Annotated in this window: 10 protein-coding genes and 2 pseudogenes; 8 read left to right on the forward strand and 4 right to left on the reverse strand. The window is 65.3% G+C overall.

Features of this window, described 5'->3' with window-relative positions:
• Nucleotides 1-26 precede the first annotated feature (26 nt).
• Nucleotides 27-332 (forward strand): hypothetical protein, encoded by a 306-nt coding sequence (locus AC56KW_RS02040; RefSeq protein WP_497169055.1) that lies wholly within the window; start codon nt 27-29, stop codon nt 330-332.
• Nucleotides 333-388: 56 nt separating this feature from the next.
• On the opposite strand, the gene cspE is transcribed toward AC56KW_RS02040, so the two are convergent.
• Nucleotides 389-592, reverse strand: a complete 204-nt coding sequence (cspE, locus tag AC56KW_RS02045) for a transcription antiterminator/RNA stability regulator CspE (RefSeq protein ID WP_020653506.1) — start codon at nt 590-592, stop codon at nt 389-391.
• Nucleotides 593-911: 319 nt separating this feature from the next.
• Between cspE and clpS the strand changes: the two genes are divergently transcribed.
• The 4 genes and pseudogenes from clpS to AC56KW_RS02065 all read left to right on the forward strand — a co-directional run bounded on the left by clpS (nt 912) and on the right by AC56KW_RS02065 (nt 7,233).
• Nucleotides 912-1,214, forward strand: a complete 303-nt coding sequence (clpS, locus tag AC56KW_RS02050; protein ID WP_020653505.1) for an ATP-dependent Clp protease adapter ClpS — start codon at nt 912-914, stop codon at nt 1,212-1,214.
• Nucleotides 1,211-3,511 carry an ATP-dependent Clp protease ATP-binding subunit ClpA gene (gene clpA / locus AC56KW_RS02055; RefSeq protein ID WP_497169056.1) on the forward strand — a complete coding sequence of 767 codons (2,301 nt, stop codon included), beginning with the start codon at nt 1,211-1,213 and terminating at the stop codon, nt 3,509-3,511. The genes clpS and clpA overlap by 4 nt, the downstream gene beginning before the upstream one ends.
• A gap of 226 nt (nt 3,512-3,737) precedes the next feature.
• Nucleotides 3,738-5,333 carry a methyl-accepting chemotaxis protein gene (locus tag AC56KW_RS02060; protein WP_497169057.1) on the forward strand — a complete coding sequence of 532 codons (1,596 nt, stop codon included), beginning with the start codon at nt 3,738-3,740 and terminating at the stop codon, nt 5,331-5,333.
• A 924-nt stretch (nt 5,334-6,257) separates the two neighbouring features.
• Nucleotides 6,258-7,233: pseudogene (locus tag AC56KW_RS02065) on the forward strand (erythromycin esterase family protein).
• A gap of 9 nt (nt 7,234-7,242) precedes the next feature.
• Here AC56KW_RS02065 and AC56KW_RS02070 read toward each other — a convergent pair.
• From AC56KW_RS02070 to prpR, 3 genes are all read right to left on the reverse strand, one after another.
• Nucleotides 7,243-8,424 carry a trans-sulfuration enzyme family protein gene (locus AC56KW_RS02070; protein WP_497169058.1) on the reverse strand — a complete coding sequence of 394 codons (1,182 nt, stop codon included), beginning with the start codon at nt 8,422-8,424 and terminating at the stop codon, nt 7,243-7,245.
• Nucleotides 8,421-9,800 (reverse strand): pyridoxal-phosphate dependent enzyme, encoded by a 1,380-nt coding sequence (locus AC56KW_RS02075; RefSeq protein ID WP_497169059.1) that lies wholly within the window; start codon nt 9,798-9,800, stop codon nt 8,421-8,423. The genes AC56KW_RS02070 and AC56KW_RS02075 overlap by 4 nt, the downstream gene beginning before the upstream one ends.
• 152 nt (nt 9,801-9,952) lie before the next feature.
• Nucleotides 9,953-11,578, reverse strand: coding sequence for a propionate catabolism operon regulatory protein PrpR (gene prpR, locus AC56KW_RS02080; protein ID WP_497169060.1), 1,626 nt, complete (start codon nt 11,576-11,578; stop codon nt 9,953-9,955).
• Nucleotides 11,579-11,741: 163 nt separating this feature from the next.
• Here prpR and AC56KW_RS02085 point away from each other — a divergent pair, with 163 nt between their 5' ends.
• The 3 genes and pseudogenes from AC56KW_RS02085 to AC56KW_RS02095 all read left to right on the forward strand — a co-directional run.
• Entirely contained in the window at nt 11,742-12,050 is a 309-nt protein-coding gene (locus AC56KW_RS02085) for a DUF485 domain-containing protein (RefSeq protein ID WP_497169061.1), read from the forward strand.
• The gene (locus tag AC56KW_RS02090) at nt 12,047-13,717 is read left to right on the forward strand and encodes a cation acetate symporter (protein WP_497169062.1); all 1,671 of its coding nucleotides are present in this window, start codon (nt 12,047-12,049) and stop codon (nt 13,715-13,717) included. The genes AC56KW_RS02085 and AC56KW_RS02090 overlap by 4 nt, the downstream gene beginning before the upstream one ends.
• 143 nt (nt 13,718-13,860) lie before the next feature.
• Nucleotides 13,861-14,076, forward strand: a pseudogene (locus tag AC56KW_RS02095) (IS1595 family transposase); the annotation flags it as partial.

The following is a 14,076-nucleotide window of genomic DNA, read 5'->3' on the forward strand; positions in this document are numbered from 1 at the left end:
CATTCGATATGCTACCAGGAGAAACCATGAGCGATGAATCGATCACCCAGGCCAGATACGAGCGAATCGGACGGTTCATCTATGCTTTCCAGCGCCACGTCGATCCGGAGCGCCTGCGCGCGGCGGCGGCAACGGGTGCGCTCGCGCCCGACCTGGCCGCGCGGGCGGGCGCGCTGCTGCGTCGCTACGACGGGGCGCTGGACGCTCTCCAGCACAACAGCATCGAAGGGATGCCCGATGCGGTGAGCGGCGACCAGTTGCAGGAAATCCTGGCCGAGGCCCAGGCATTCGTGCACGCGAGCGGCTTCACGCATGGCGAAAAGCCTGCCTGACAGGCAAAAAAAAACCCCGCTAGGCGCGGGGTTCTTCGCTTCCGGGAGGGGAGATATTACATACCCTGGATATTGGAAGCTTGCTTGCCTTTAGGGCCTTGCGTGACTTCGAATTGGACTTTTTGACCTTCTTTGAGGGTCTTAAAACCGTTCATGTTGATCGCGGAGAAGTGAGCGAACAAATCCTCGCCGCCGTCATCAGGAGTGATGAAGCCAAAGCCTTTGGAATCATTGAACCACTTAACAGTACCAGTTGCCATAAAAGAACTTTCAAATTTAACAAATCACACGAGCCATAAAAGCAAGAAGCTTCTTGCCCCCTCCTCAGCCTGCTCACTTCTTATCAACAAGTACATAAGTACAATGTCAATAACTGCATTGTTGGTGGAATAATCACTGAAGTCAAGAGCTTTTACGTGCCTGTAGCCAAATATTTCAGACCCCAACCCATCCACGGTCTTGATTTCGGCAATCGGAACGCCATCTGCGCAAATATCTGAAAACGCGTAAGATGGAAACACCAGAAAACGAGCTGATGTTTACGCTTGGCACCAACCGCGGAAGTATTAGAATAACCCCATGGCAACGAAGCACGATACTGAACAACTGCTTGAGCGGCAGACCGTCAAACCGCCTCCGCTGTACCAGGTGGCGCTATTGAACGATGACTACACGCCGATGGAGTTCGTGGTCGCCGTGATCCAGGAATATTTCAATAAGGATCGCGAGACCGCAACCCAGATCATGCTCTCGGTTCACCGTCATGGTAAAGGCGTGTGCGGGGTGTTTTCCAAAGATATAGCGTGTACCAAAGTGGAGTTTGTCTTAACGCATGCGCGCAAGGCCGGGCATCCCCTGCAGTGCGTGATGGAGGAAGTATGATTGCGCAGGAACTTGAAGTATCCCTACACATGGCCTTTGTCGAGGCACGACAGGCACGCCACGAATTCATCACCGTGGAACACCTGCTGCTCGCGCTCCTCGATAATCCATCGGCCGCCGAAGTCCTGCGTGCGTGCGCGGTCAATATCGAAGACCTGCGCAAGACCTTGACTAATTTTATCGGTGATAACACCCCGACCGTGCCTGGCACGGGCGAGGTCGACACCCAGCCGACGCTTGGTTTCCAGCGCGTGATCCAGCGCGCGATCATGCACGTGCAGTCGGCCTCGAACGGCAAGAAGGAAGTCACCGGCGCCAACGTGCTGGTGGCGATCTTCGGCGAAAAGGATTCGCACGCTGTTTACTACCTGCACCAGCAGGGCGTGACCCGTCTCGACGTGGTCAATTTCATTTCGCACGGCGTGCGCAAGGACCAGCAAATGGACACCCAGAAGGCGTCCGAAGGCGTGGAAGAAGCGCAGGTCGAAGGCCAGGCCAAGGAGTCGCCGCTCGACCAGTTCACCCAGAACCTGAACAAGGCGGCTGCCGACGGCAAGATCGATCCACTGATCGGCCGCGAGGAAGAAGTCGATCGCGTGATCCAGATCCTGTGCCGCCGCCGCAAGAACAATCCGCTGCTGGTGGGCGAGGCCGGCGTGGGCAAGACCGCGATCGCCGAAGGCCTGGCCTGGCGCATCGTGCAAGAGGACGTGCCAGAGATCCTGCAGAACGCCGTCGTGTTCTCGCTCGACATGGGCGCGCTGCTGGCCGGCACCAAGTACCGCGGCGATTTCGAGCAGCGCCTGAAGGCCGTGCTCAAGCAGATCAAGGACACGCCGAACGGCATCCTGTTCATCGACGAGATCCACACGATCATCGGCGCCGGCTCGGCCTCGGGCGGCACGCTCGACGCATCGAACCTGCTGAAACCGGCACTGGCCAACGGCCAGCTCAAGTGCATCGGCGCGACCACGTTCACCGAGTTCCGCGGCGTGTTCGAGAAAGACCATGCGCTGTCGCGCCGGTTCCAGAAAGTCGACGTCAACGAGCCGTCGGTCGAGCAGACGGTGGCGATCCTGCGCGGCCTCAAGTCGCGCTTCGAAGAGCACCATGGCGTGAAGTATTCGGCCTCGGCGCTGTCGACCGCGGCCGAGCTGGCGGCGCGTTTCATCAACGACCGTCACCTGCCCGATAAGGCGATCGACGTCATCGACGAAGCCGGTGCCGCCCAGCGCATCCTGCCGAAGTCGAAGCAAAAGAAAACCATCGGCAAGACCGAGATCGAGGACATCATCGCCAAGATCGCGCGGATTCCCCCGCAAACGGTCAACCAGGACGACCGCAGCAAGCTGCAGACGATCGACCGCGACCTGCGCAACGTCGTGTTCGGGCAAGACCCCGCGATCGACGCGCTGTCGGCCGCGATCAAGATGGCGCGCGCCGGCCTGGGCAAGACCGACAAGCCGATCGGCTCCTTCCTGTTCTCGGGCCCGACCGGTGTCGGCAAGACCGAGGTCGCCAAGCAGCTGGCCTTCATCCTGGGCATCGAACTGGTGCGCTTCGACATGTCCGAGTACATGGAGCGTCATGCCGTCTCGCGCCTGATCGGCGCGCCGCCGGGCTACGTCGGCTTCGACCAGGGTGGCCTGCTGACCGAGGCCATCACCAAGAAGCCGCACACCGTGCTGCTGCTCGACGAGATCGAGAAGGCCCATCCGGACATCTTCAACATCCTGCTGCAGGTGATGGACCACGGCACCCTGACCGACAACAACGGCCGCAAGGCGGACTTCCGCAACGTGATCATCATCATGACCACCAATGCGGGCGCCGAAAGCCTGACCAAGCGCTCGCTGGGCTTCGTGGATTCGCGCGCGACCGGCGACGAGATGGTCGACATCAAGCGCATGTTCACGCCGGAGTTCCGCAACCGGCTGGACGCGATCATCAGCTTCCGCGCGCTGGACGAAGACATCATCCTGCGCGTCGTCGACAAGTTCCTGATGCAGCTGGAAGAACAACTGCATGAGAAGAAAGTCGAAGCGATATTCACCGAGAAGCTGCGCAAGTTCCTCGGCACCAAGGGCTTCGATCCAGCGATGGGTGCACGTCCGATGTCGCGCCTGATCCAGGACATGATCCGCAAGGCGCTGGCCGACGAGCTGCTGTTCGGCCGCCTGGTCAACGGTGGTCGCGTCACGGTCGACCTGAACGAGAAGGACGATGTGGTCCTCGAGTTCCCGGAAGGCGACGCACTGCCGCCGCCGGCCCCGGCCGAGACGGTCGAGATCGAATAAACGCTGTCCGCAAGACTGGCGTTGTCCAAAAGCCCGCGCACGCAAGTGCCGCGGGCTTTTTTTTTACGCCTGTCGCAACGGCGTATCGATCGATCGACAATATTGATATCTCTAGAATCAAATTTCCATGGAAATAATGATATTTCCTGGAATGTGGGTTCATACACGTGTCATATAACATTTTTACACTGTCCGCATCGTTGTCCCACCTCCTCACGGACTCACAATGCGACCCGCACAACTCAATACTTCCGCCAAGCTCACCGGCGCCTTCGGCATCCTGTCCCTCGTGATCGTGGTCATTGCGGCCGTCGCCGTGTGGCGCATGCACGCGGCGGATGTCATCACCGCCAACCTCGTCGACGACAAGCTCGCCAAGCAGCAGCTGGTATCCGACCTGCTGGGCATCGAGCGCCTGAACGGCTCGCGCACCGCCTCGATCGCACGCAGCGACAGCCTGGAACTGGCCGACTACTTCCAGGCCCAGCTGGCCGACGGCCGCAAGCGTACTGCCACCATCGAAGCGACACTGGCCAGGCTGCCGGTGTCGGAGCGCGAACGCACGCTGCTGCAGGACGCTGCCCGCTACAAGGCCGCGCTTCGCCCCGTCCAGGAGGCGCTGTTCAAGGCCAAGGACCTGGGCCAGACCGGCCTGGTCGAAGAAACGCTGACCAGGAAATGGGAGCCGGGCTACCAGGCCAGGATCGGCGCGCTGGAAGCGCTGCTTGCCTACGAGAGCGGCGAAGCGCACCGCCTGGCCGACGCCTCGGCGGCCACATCGAGCTTCAGCAAGATCCTGCTGCTGGCCCTGGGCGCGGCGGCGCTGCTGGTCGGCGTCGGCCTGGCCTGGGCCTTGAGCCGCGACCTGGTGGTGCCGCTGCAGCAGGCCGCGATGCTGGCCGAGCAGGTGGCGCGCGGCGACTTGCGCCCGACCATCGACCACCAGCGCAGCGACGAGATCGGCCGCCTGTTCGACGCCTTGAACGGCATGACCCATGGCGTCTCGAGCACCGTGTCGCAGGTGCTGGTCGGGGCCCAGGCGATCGATTCGGCCTCGAGCGAGATCGCCGAAGGCAACCAGGACCTGTCGACCCGCACCGAACGCCAGGCCGACGCGCTGCGCCAGACCGTGAGCGCGATGGACGAACTAAGCGAGGCCATCGCCAGCAACAACGCCAATGCGCGCCAGGCCAATGTCCTGGCCCAGACCGCGTCCGGCGTGGCGACCGAAGGGGCGAGGGCGGTCGAACAGCTGGTGGCGCGCATGGGAGCGATCAAGGCGTCGGCGGCGCGCATCGTGGACATCACCGGCATGATCGACAGCATCGCCTTCCAGACCAACATCCTGGCGCTGAACGCGGCGGTCGAAGCCGCGCGCGCTGGCAGCGAAGGCCGCGGCTTCGCCGTGGTGGCGTCCGAAGTGCGCAACCTGGCCCAGCATTCGGCGGGCGCGGCCAAGGAAATCAAGAAACTGATCGGTGAGTCGTCGAGCGAAATCGAGGCCGGCACCGGCATGGCCGAGTCGGCCGGTTCGACGATGCGCGCCATGCTGCAGCACGTGCATGAGGTGGCGGGCATCCTGGGCCGGATCCATACCGCCAGCGCCGGCCAGGCCGAGGGCGTCACGCAGGTGAGCCGGGCGATCGCCGAGATCGACATGTCGACCCAGCAGAACGCCGCGATGGTGGAAGAGGCCGCGGCGGCGGCGGCCTCGATGCGCCAGCAGGCGGCCGAACTGTCGGCGCTGGTGGCGACCTTCAAGCTGCGTGGTGCACTAGCCGCGCCGGAGCAGCCACGACAGCGCCTGCTCGAAGCCGCGTGACGCGCGGCAGCGCCGGCGTGACTATGTGCGCTTATTCGATCGCGGTTCTTGGCTATGCTGGCATGCCATGCCACGAAGCGCCGATCGATGAACCGATTCCCTGTCTTGTTGACTGCCTTGCTGCTGGCCGCGTGCGCCTGCGCCGCGCCGGCGGCCGGCCCACCCACGCTCGTCAATCCTGCGTTTGAGCGCAGCGACGCCGCCGGCGCCGGGCCTGCCGGCTGGATGCAGGTCGGCGCCGGCCATGATGTGCGCACCGAGTGCGCTGCCACCTGCGTCCTTCATGTGCAAGGCCGTCCCGACGCCAGGTGGGTTGGCGGGGTGTTCCAGCGGATCGCCCCCGGCAGCGCCGCCGGACACGATGTGATGGTCTCCGCCCGCTTTCGCGCGCAGGGCCTGAAAGAGTTCGCCTTCGTGGCGGTGCGGCTGCAGGGCCCGGACGGCATCATCGCCGACCACGCGAACGGTCCCAGGCTGGCCAACGGCGCCGCCGACTGGCAGCAGGTCGAGGTGCGGGTGCCGGTGCCACCGAATGCGACCGGCATCGAGATCCACCTCGGGATGCGCGGCGAGGGCAGCATCCAGGTCGAGCGGCTCGCACTGGCGGTCGACGCATCGGTCACGGTGCCCGTCCATGGGCCGCCGGTGGTGGCGCCGCGCCCCCGGCCGTCGCAACAGTTGCAGGGTGATGCGGCGCTCGCCATCGCGCCTGGCGCCATGCCGCCCATCAGCGCTACGTGGCGCGCCGATGTGATGGCCCGGCGCCACCCGGTCCGTTCCTTGTTCAGCGACGACTTCAACGACCTGCAATTCCTCAAGCCGCTGCTGCATGGCAAGCGCCTGGTTCAGCTGGGCGAGGCTTCGCACGGCGTGGCCGAATCCAACTGGGCGAAGGTCAGGCTGATCAAGTTCCTGCACCAGGAAATGGGCTTCGATGTGCTCGCCTTCGAAGGATCGTTCGACCAGTGCATCGACGCCGACCGGCAGATCGGGGTATTGCCTGCGCGCGAGGTGATGCGGCGCTGCCTGTTTTCGATCTGGAACACCACCGAGGTGGAACGCCTGTTCGACTACCTGACGGCGCAGCGCAAGGGCGACAGGCCGCTGGCGCTGGCCGGTATCGATGTCCAGTTCAGCGCACCGTTCCTGGACAAGGCGCGGCTGCGAGGCATGCTCGCGATCGCCGACGCGACGCTGGCGCCACGCGTGGCGGAACATGATCAGAAACTCATGGCCAGCAACATGCTCACGGCCCAGCGCAGCGCGGCGGTCCAGGCTTTCTATGCGGAGGTTTCCCGGGCGCTTGCCGAGCGCCGTGCGCAACTGCTGGCGGCGGGATACGCGGCGTTCGATATCGAGGTGGAAATCCAGACTGCGCGCGCTCGGGGCTGGCTGGCGCGCCAGCGCGAGAGCTGGGATGCCTTCGACGACAGGGCGGGCAACGCCGTGCGCCACGCGGGCGTGGCCGAACAGCTCGATGCCTTGCTCGACACGCTCTATCCGGGGCGCAAGGTCATCGTGGGCCCACAACCTGCACGTCACGCATGCGCAGGCGCCGGGCGGATTTACCAGCATGGGCGAGCTGCTCGCGCAGCGGCGGCGGGCCGAGATGTACACGGTCGGCTTCTACATGGGGCGTGGCATGGTCGTCAACGGCCAGAATCCGCCATCCCCGGTGCCGGCCCCGCAGCCGGGCACGCTCGAAGCCGTCCTCGCCAACGGCGGCCTGCAATACGCCTTGGTCGACTTTTCACGGGCCGCGAGCGGGCCGTCGACCACCTGGTTCACCGAGAGAACCACGGTGCGCGAATTCGGGACGGTTTCCAGGCAAATCGTCCCGGCGCAAGCGTACGACGCGGTGTTCTACACGGACACGGTCACGCCGGCCGAGAAGTTCTGACGCCCGGCCTCAGATGGCCGCCAGCGCCCGCCGCAGATCCTCGCGCTGGTCGTCGACATGCTCGATCCCGACCGACAGGCGAATGAGCCCGTCGCCGATGCCCAGCTCGGCGCGCCGTTCGGGCGGAATGCTGGCATGGGTCATCAGCGCAGGGTGCTCGATCAGGCTTTCCACGCCGCCCAGGCTCTCGGCCAGCGTGAACACCTCGCAGGCTTCCAGGAAGCGGCGCGCGCCGTCGACGTCGGTCTCGAGGTCGATCGAGACGATGCCGCCATAGCCGTGCATCTGGCGCCGCGCCAGCGCGTGCTGCGGATGCGATTCCAGGCCGGGGTAGTAGACCTTGGCCACCTGCGGCTGCTGCTCGAGCCAGCTGGCCAGCAGCAGGGCGTTGGCGTTGCTGCGCTCCACGCGCAGGGCCAGGGTCTTGATCCCGCGCAGCACCAGGAAACTGTCGAACGGTCCCTGGATCGCGCCCACGGCGTTCTGGATGAAGCCGAGCTTCTCGGCCAGCCCGGTCTGGGCGTCGCCGCTGCCCACCACCGCCACGCCGCCGATCACGTCCGAGTGGCCGTTCATGTACTTGGTGGTCGAGTGCACCACGATGTCGAAGCCGTGGTCCAGCGGGCGCTGGTTGATCGGGCTGGCGAAGGTGTTGTCGCACACGCTGATGAGGCCGCGCGCGTGGCACAGGCTGGCGATCGCGGTCAGGTCGGCCAGCTTGAGCATCGGGTTGGTGGGGGTCTCGACCCACACCATGCGCGTCCCGGGCGTGATGGCGGCGGCCAGCGCGTCGGGATCGGACAGGTCGACATAGCTGAAGGTGAGGCCGGCGCTGTCACGGCGCACCCGTTCGAACAGGCGGTAGGTGCCGCCATACATGTCGTCGCCGGCCACGATGTGCGACCCTGCGGGCAGCAGCTCGAGCACCGCCGCGATCGCCGCCAGCCCGGAGGCGAAGGCGAAGGCCGCGCGGCCGCCCTCGATGTCGGCCACGCAGCGCTCGAGCGCCCAGCGCGTCGGGTTGTGCGAGCGGCCGTAGTCGAGGCCCTTGTGCACGCCGGGGCTCTCTTGCCGGAAGGTCGAGGTGGCGAAGATGGGCGGCATCACGGCGCCGGTCGCCGGTTCGGGCGCCTGGCCGCCGTGGATGACGCGGGTGGCCAGATGGCGCTTGAAGTCGATTGGATTGGTCAAGACAGGGTCCTTCGCAGATGGTTGAGCAGGTCGTAGCGCGTGATCAGGCCATAGAAGGCCGGCCCGTCGGCGATGACGGCGGTCAGGCCGTGGTCGAGGATCTCGCGCAGCTGGCCCATGCTGGCCGTCGGATGCAGGGTCTGCAGCTTGGCCGTCATGGTGCCGGACACCGGCGCATTGAAGCGCGCGGTATCTTGCGTCACCTGGTGCAGCAGGTCGGATTCGTCGATCAGGCCCTGAAGCCGGCCGTCGCCGTCGACCACCGGCAATTGCTGCAGGTCGCTCGCGCGCATGCGGTTGAAGGCGGTGAGCAGGGTGTCGTCGGGCGACAGGGTGATCACTTCGCCGGCGTCGTGGCGGCGGCCGATCAGGTCGCGCAGGTCGTTCGTTTGCGGGCGCGTGATCAGGCCCTGGTCGACCATCCAGCCGTCGCTGTACACCTTGGAGAGGTAGCGGGTGCCGGTGTCGCAGACGAACGTGACCACCCGTTTCGGGCGCGTCTGCGCACGGCAGTAGCGCAGCGCCGCCGCCAGCAGGGTGCCGGTGGAGGAGCCGGCCAGGATGCCCTCTTGCTGCAGCAGCAGGCGGGCGGTGGAAAAGCTTTCTTCGTCGCTGATGGTATAGGCGGTCTTGACGCGCGACAGGTCGGCGATGCCAGGAATAAAGTCTTCGCCGATGCCTTCGACCGCCCAGGATCCCGCATGGCGCGACACGTGGCCGGTGTTGACGTATTCGGCCAGGATCGAGCCTTGCGGGTCGGCCAGGATGAATTCGAGCAGCGGCTGGGTCTTTTTAAAGTAGCGCGACAGGCCGGTGAGGGTGCCTGACGAGCCGACGCCGACCACGATGGCGTCGAGCTTGTGGTTGGTCTGGTCCCAGAGTTCGGGACCGGTGCCGGTCTCGTGCGCGCGCGGGTTGGCCGGATTGTTGAACTGGTCGGCGAACCAGGCGCCGGGAATCTGTTTCGCCAGGCGCGCGGCGTAGTCCTGGTAGTACTCGGGATGGCCCTTGCCGACGTCGGAGCGGGTCAGGTGGACTTCGGCGCCGAGCGCCTTCAGGTGCAGGATTTTCTCGGCCGCCATTTTATCGGGTACCACCAGCACGACCCGGTAGCCCTTGATGCGCGCCACCAGCGCCAGGCCCAGGCCGGTATTGCCGGCGGTGGCCTCGACCACGGTGCCGCCCGGCTGCAGCAGGCCGTCGTGTTCGGCCTGTTCGATCATGGTCTTGCCGATGCGGTCCTTGATGGAGCCGCCCGGGTTCTGGGATTCGAGCTTGAGGAACAGCTGGCAGGGACCGGTATCGATCCGGGTGACCTCGACCAGCGGGGTATCGCCGATCAGCGAAAACAGTGCAGCTTGCGACGCATGTTGCATATTGCCTCCGTGTGGCCGGATCCCGCTGGCGCAGGTGGCGCAGGGGCGCGGACCGGTTCGTTACGATGAGCTGGCGCGGATCGGCGCCGGATCATGCAAAGAAAACATGATACGAGCTTTTGTCGAGCGCTGCTTTGGAGCTGCTTAAAGTGTTATTCAGTGTTGGGCGACGCTTCCGACTTCAGACGGCGCCACAGGGTCGTACGGCTGATGCCCAAGTGCTGGGCGGCAAGATCGCGTTGCCCGCCGAAGCGGGCCAGCACGGCGGCGACCGACTCGCGTGGCGGGATCGGGGAGGGCGACGCGTCGGTTGCGGACCCGCTGAGCGCCGGGCGGCGCGCCAGTTCCGGCGCTACCGTCAGCAGGAATGCGGGCGTCAAGGCCTGCAACGGCTCGGCCGCCAGGAACAGCGCGACCCGTTCCATCAGGTTGCGCAGCTCGCGCGCATTGCCCGGCCAGGCGTACGACGAGAGCAGCGGCGCGCAGGCCGCGATCTCGGCCGCCAGGTTCGGATGCGGACGCGCGTCCAGCGCGGCCAGTGCCTGCTTGAGCGACCATTCGGCCAGCGGCGCGATGTCCGGCGCCCGCGCGCGCAGTGGCGGCAAGGCCAGGCGCAGCACCGCCAGCCGATAGAACAGGTCGGCCCGGAAGCGACCGTCGCGCACCCGCGCCTCGAGGTCGCAGTGGGTGGCGCTGATCACCCGCACGTCGATCGGCACCGGGCGCGTGCCGCCGACCCGCATCACTTCGCGCTCTTCGAGCACGCGCAGCAGGCGGGTCTGCAGGGCCAGCGGCATTTCGCCGATCTCGTCGAGGAACAGGGTGCCGCCATTGGCCGCCTCGAACAGGCCGGCATGGCCGCCACGGCGCGCGCCGGTGAACGCCCCTTCCTCGTGGCCGAACAGTTCCGACTCCAGCAGCGATTCGGCGATCGCGCCGCAGTTCACCGCCACGAAAGGGCGACTGGCGCCGCGGCGCGGGCTCTCGCGGTGGATCGCCTGCGCCACCAGTTCCTTGCCGCTGCCGGTCTCGCCCTCGATCAGCACCGTGCTCGGCGAGCGCGCGTACAGCACCACGCCCTGGCGCAGGCGCTCCATCGCGGGCGAATCGCCGCGCAGGTCGTTGAGGCCGCGCCGCGCGCGCTGGTCGTGTTGCTTGCGCCGTCCGCGTCCGGCCTCGAGCCGGGTCAGGCGCGCCAGCTCCAGCGCATCGTCGAAGGCCTGGCGGATCGAGGCGGCAGAGTACAGGAACACGCCGGTCAGGCCGGCTTCCTCGGCCAGGTCGGTGATCAGGCCGGCGCCGACGATGACGCCGATGCCCTCGGCCTTGAGCTCGTGCACCGCCGCGCGCGCATCCTCGCGCGTGACGTAGGTGCGCTGGGCCAGGTCGAGGCCGAAGGTGGCCGCGAAATCGGATAGCTCGGGCAGCGGCGCCTGGTAGCTGATCACGCCGATCCGGGTCGATACGCGCCTGGCCCGCGCCAGCGCCTTCAATACGTCGAAGCCGCTGGCCTTGGCGGCCACGACCGGCACCGACACGCGTCCCTTGAGCCAGGCGGCATTCGAGCCGGCCGCGATCACCACGTCGCAGTGCTCGCTGGCCAGGCGTTCGCGGATGTGCTTGGCGGCTTCGTCGAAGCCGAGGTGCAGCGGCTCGATCGACGCCAGGTGGTCGTATTCGACGGTGATGTCGCGGAACAGGTCGGACAGGCGCGAGACCGAGACCGTCCAGATAACGGGCTTGTCGTCGGCGCCCGCAGCGGAGCGGGGAGCATTCATGTTGCAAGTCTAGTGCATTTTCAATGCGAATGTTTCAAACTGAAACATCCACGTTACCGAACGACAGGTCAATTAGATCGATGCCGTAAGAATACGGTAAGGGGACGCCCGTAGGATGGGTCTCAGCCGCAAAGGCATTACCTAAGAAAATCAGGAGACAAAATTGGATCAAGACGTTGTACAAAGGGTCAAGAGCGACCCGAATTACCTCAAGCTCAAGAAGACCCGCTCCAGGTTCGGCTGGACGCTGACCTGGGCCATGATGATCGTGTACTACGGCTTCACGCTGCTGGTCGCTTTCAACAAGGAGTTCATGGGTTCCCGCATCGGTGACGGCGTCATGACCTGGGGCATTCCCCTCGGCCTGTTCGTCATTGTCTTCACGGTCGTCATCACTGGCATCTATGTCCGTCGCGCCAACCGCGAATACGACGAACTGAGCGACGCAATCAAGGCGAAGGTGGGTGCATGATGAACCGCTCGCTGACTTCTTGCACCGTCGCCGCGCTGGCACTGCTGGCAGCCGCCGGCGTCGCCCACGCCGCTCCCGACCTCGGCCAGGCGACCCGCCAGGCCACCAACTGGACCGCGATCACCATGTTCGCGGTATTCGTCGTGGGCACGCTGTTCATCACCAAGTGGGCCGCCGCCAAGACCCGCTCGGCGTCCGACTTCTACACCGCTGGCGGCGGCATCACCGGCTTCCAGAACGGCCTGGCGATCGCGGGCGACTTCATGTCGGCCGCATCGTTCCTGGGTATCTCGGCCGCCGTGTTCCTGGACGGCTTCGATGGCCTGATCTACGCGATCGGCTTCCTGGTCGGCTGGCCGGTCATCACCTTCCTGATGGCCGAGCGCCTGCGCAACCTGGGCCGCTTCACCTTCGCCGACGTGGCCTCGTACCGCTTCGCCCAGAAGCCGATCCGCGTGTTCGCGGCGTCCGGCACCCTGGTCGTGGTGGCCTTTTACCTGATCGCGCAGATGGTCGGCGCCGGCCAGCTGATCAAGCTGCTGTTCGGCCTGGACTACTGGATCGCGGTGGTGCTGGTCGGCATCCTGATGATGGTCTACGTGCTGTTCGGCGGCATGACCGCCACCACCTGGGTGCAGATCATCAAGGCCGTGCTGCTGCTGTCGGGCGCATCGTTCATGGCGTTCTCGGTACTGGCCCAGTACAACTTCAGCCCGTCGCAACTGTTCCAGTCCGCCACCGAACTGCACGCCAAGGGCGACGCCATCATGGGCCCGGGCAGCTTCATCAAGGATCCGATCTCGGCCATCTCGTTCGGCATGGCGCTGATGTTCGGTACCGCCGGCCTGCCGCACATCCTGATGCGCTTCTTCACCGTCCCGAGCGCCAAGGAGGCGCGCAAGTCGGTGCTGTGGGCCACCACCTGGATTGGTTACTTCTACATCCTGACCTTCATCATCGGCTTCGGCGCGATCGTGCTGGTCGGCACCAACCCGGCCTTCAAGGACGCTGCCGGCGCCCTGCTGGGCGGTAACAATATGGCGGCGGTCCACCTGGCGCAAGCCGTCGGCGGCGACGTCTTCCTGGGCTTCATCTCGGCGGTGGCCTTCGCGACCATCCTGGCGGTGGTGGCCGGCCTGACCCTGTCGGGCGCCTCGGCGGTCTCGCACGACCTGTACGCCACCGTATTCAAGAAGGGCCAGGCAACCAGCGCCAACGAGCTGAAAGTATCGAAGATCACCACCATCTGCCTCGGCATCATCGCCGTGCTGCTGGGTATCGCCTTCGAGAAGCAGAACGTCGCCTTCATGGTGTCGCTGGCCTTCGCGATCGCCGCCTCGGCCAACTTCCCGGTGCTGTTCATGTCGGTGCTGTGGAAAGACTGCACCACCCGCGGCGCCACCGTGGGCGGCTTCCTGGGCCTGGCCACCGCCGTCATCCTGACCGTCCTGTCGAAATCGGTCTGGGTCGACGTGCTGGGCAATGGCGCAGCGATCTTCCCGTATGCCTCGCCGGCGATCTTCTCGATGGCGGTCGGTTTCTTCGGCATCTGGATCTTCTCGATCACCGACAAGGGCCCCCGCGCGCGCATCGACCGCGCCGGCTTCGAGGCGCAGGAAGTGCGCGCCGAGACCGGTATCGGTGCAGCCGGAGCGTCGGGGCACTGAACTGTTCGTGAGCATGCAAGCTGAAAGGGCGGCCTGCGAAGGCCGCCCTTTTTATTGGCGATGTACACGTTAAATATGGATGAGCGTTGAACTGTTGAGCTGCCCGGCGGTCCAACCCCTATCGTCGTCCATAGGAGTGAATCGTGAAGGCGCCCCGGTTCAAAAAGCTGGTTGCACAACTGCCATTGTTGAACCAGCCTCAGCGGCTGCAACTACTCGACGCTCTCCACCCTGCAGCCGGACTCGACCGGATAATCGCGCTCATTGCCGAGATTCGCGCTCCACTGCGCCGCTGTCCAGATTGCTCCTGCGAACGGTGCCACCGCCATGGCCAGGCCAATCATCTGCAACGGTTCCGG

Source organism: Telluria sp. RT2P19 (assembly GCF_059685725.1).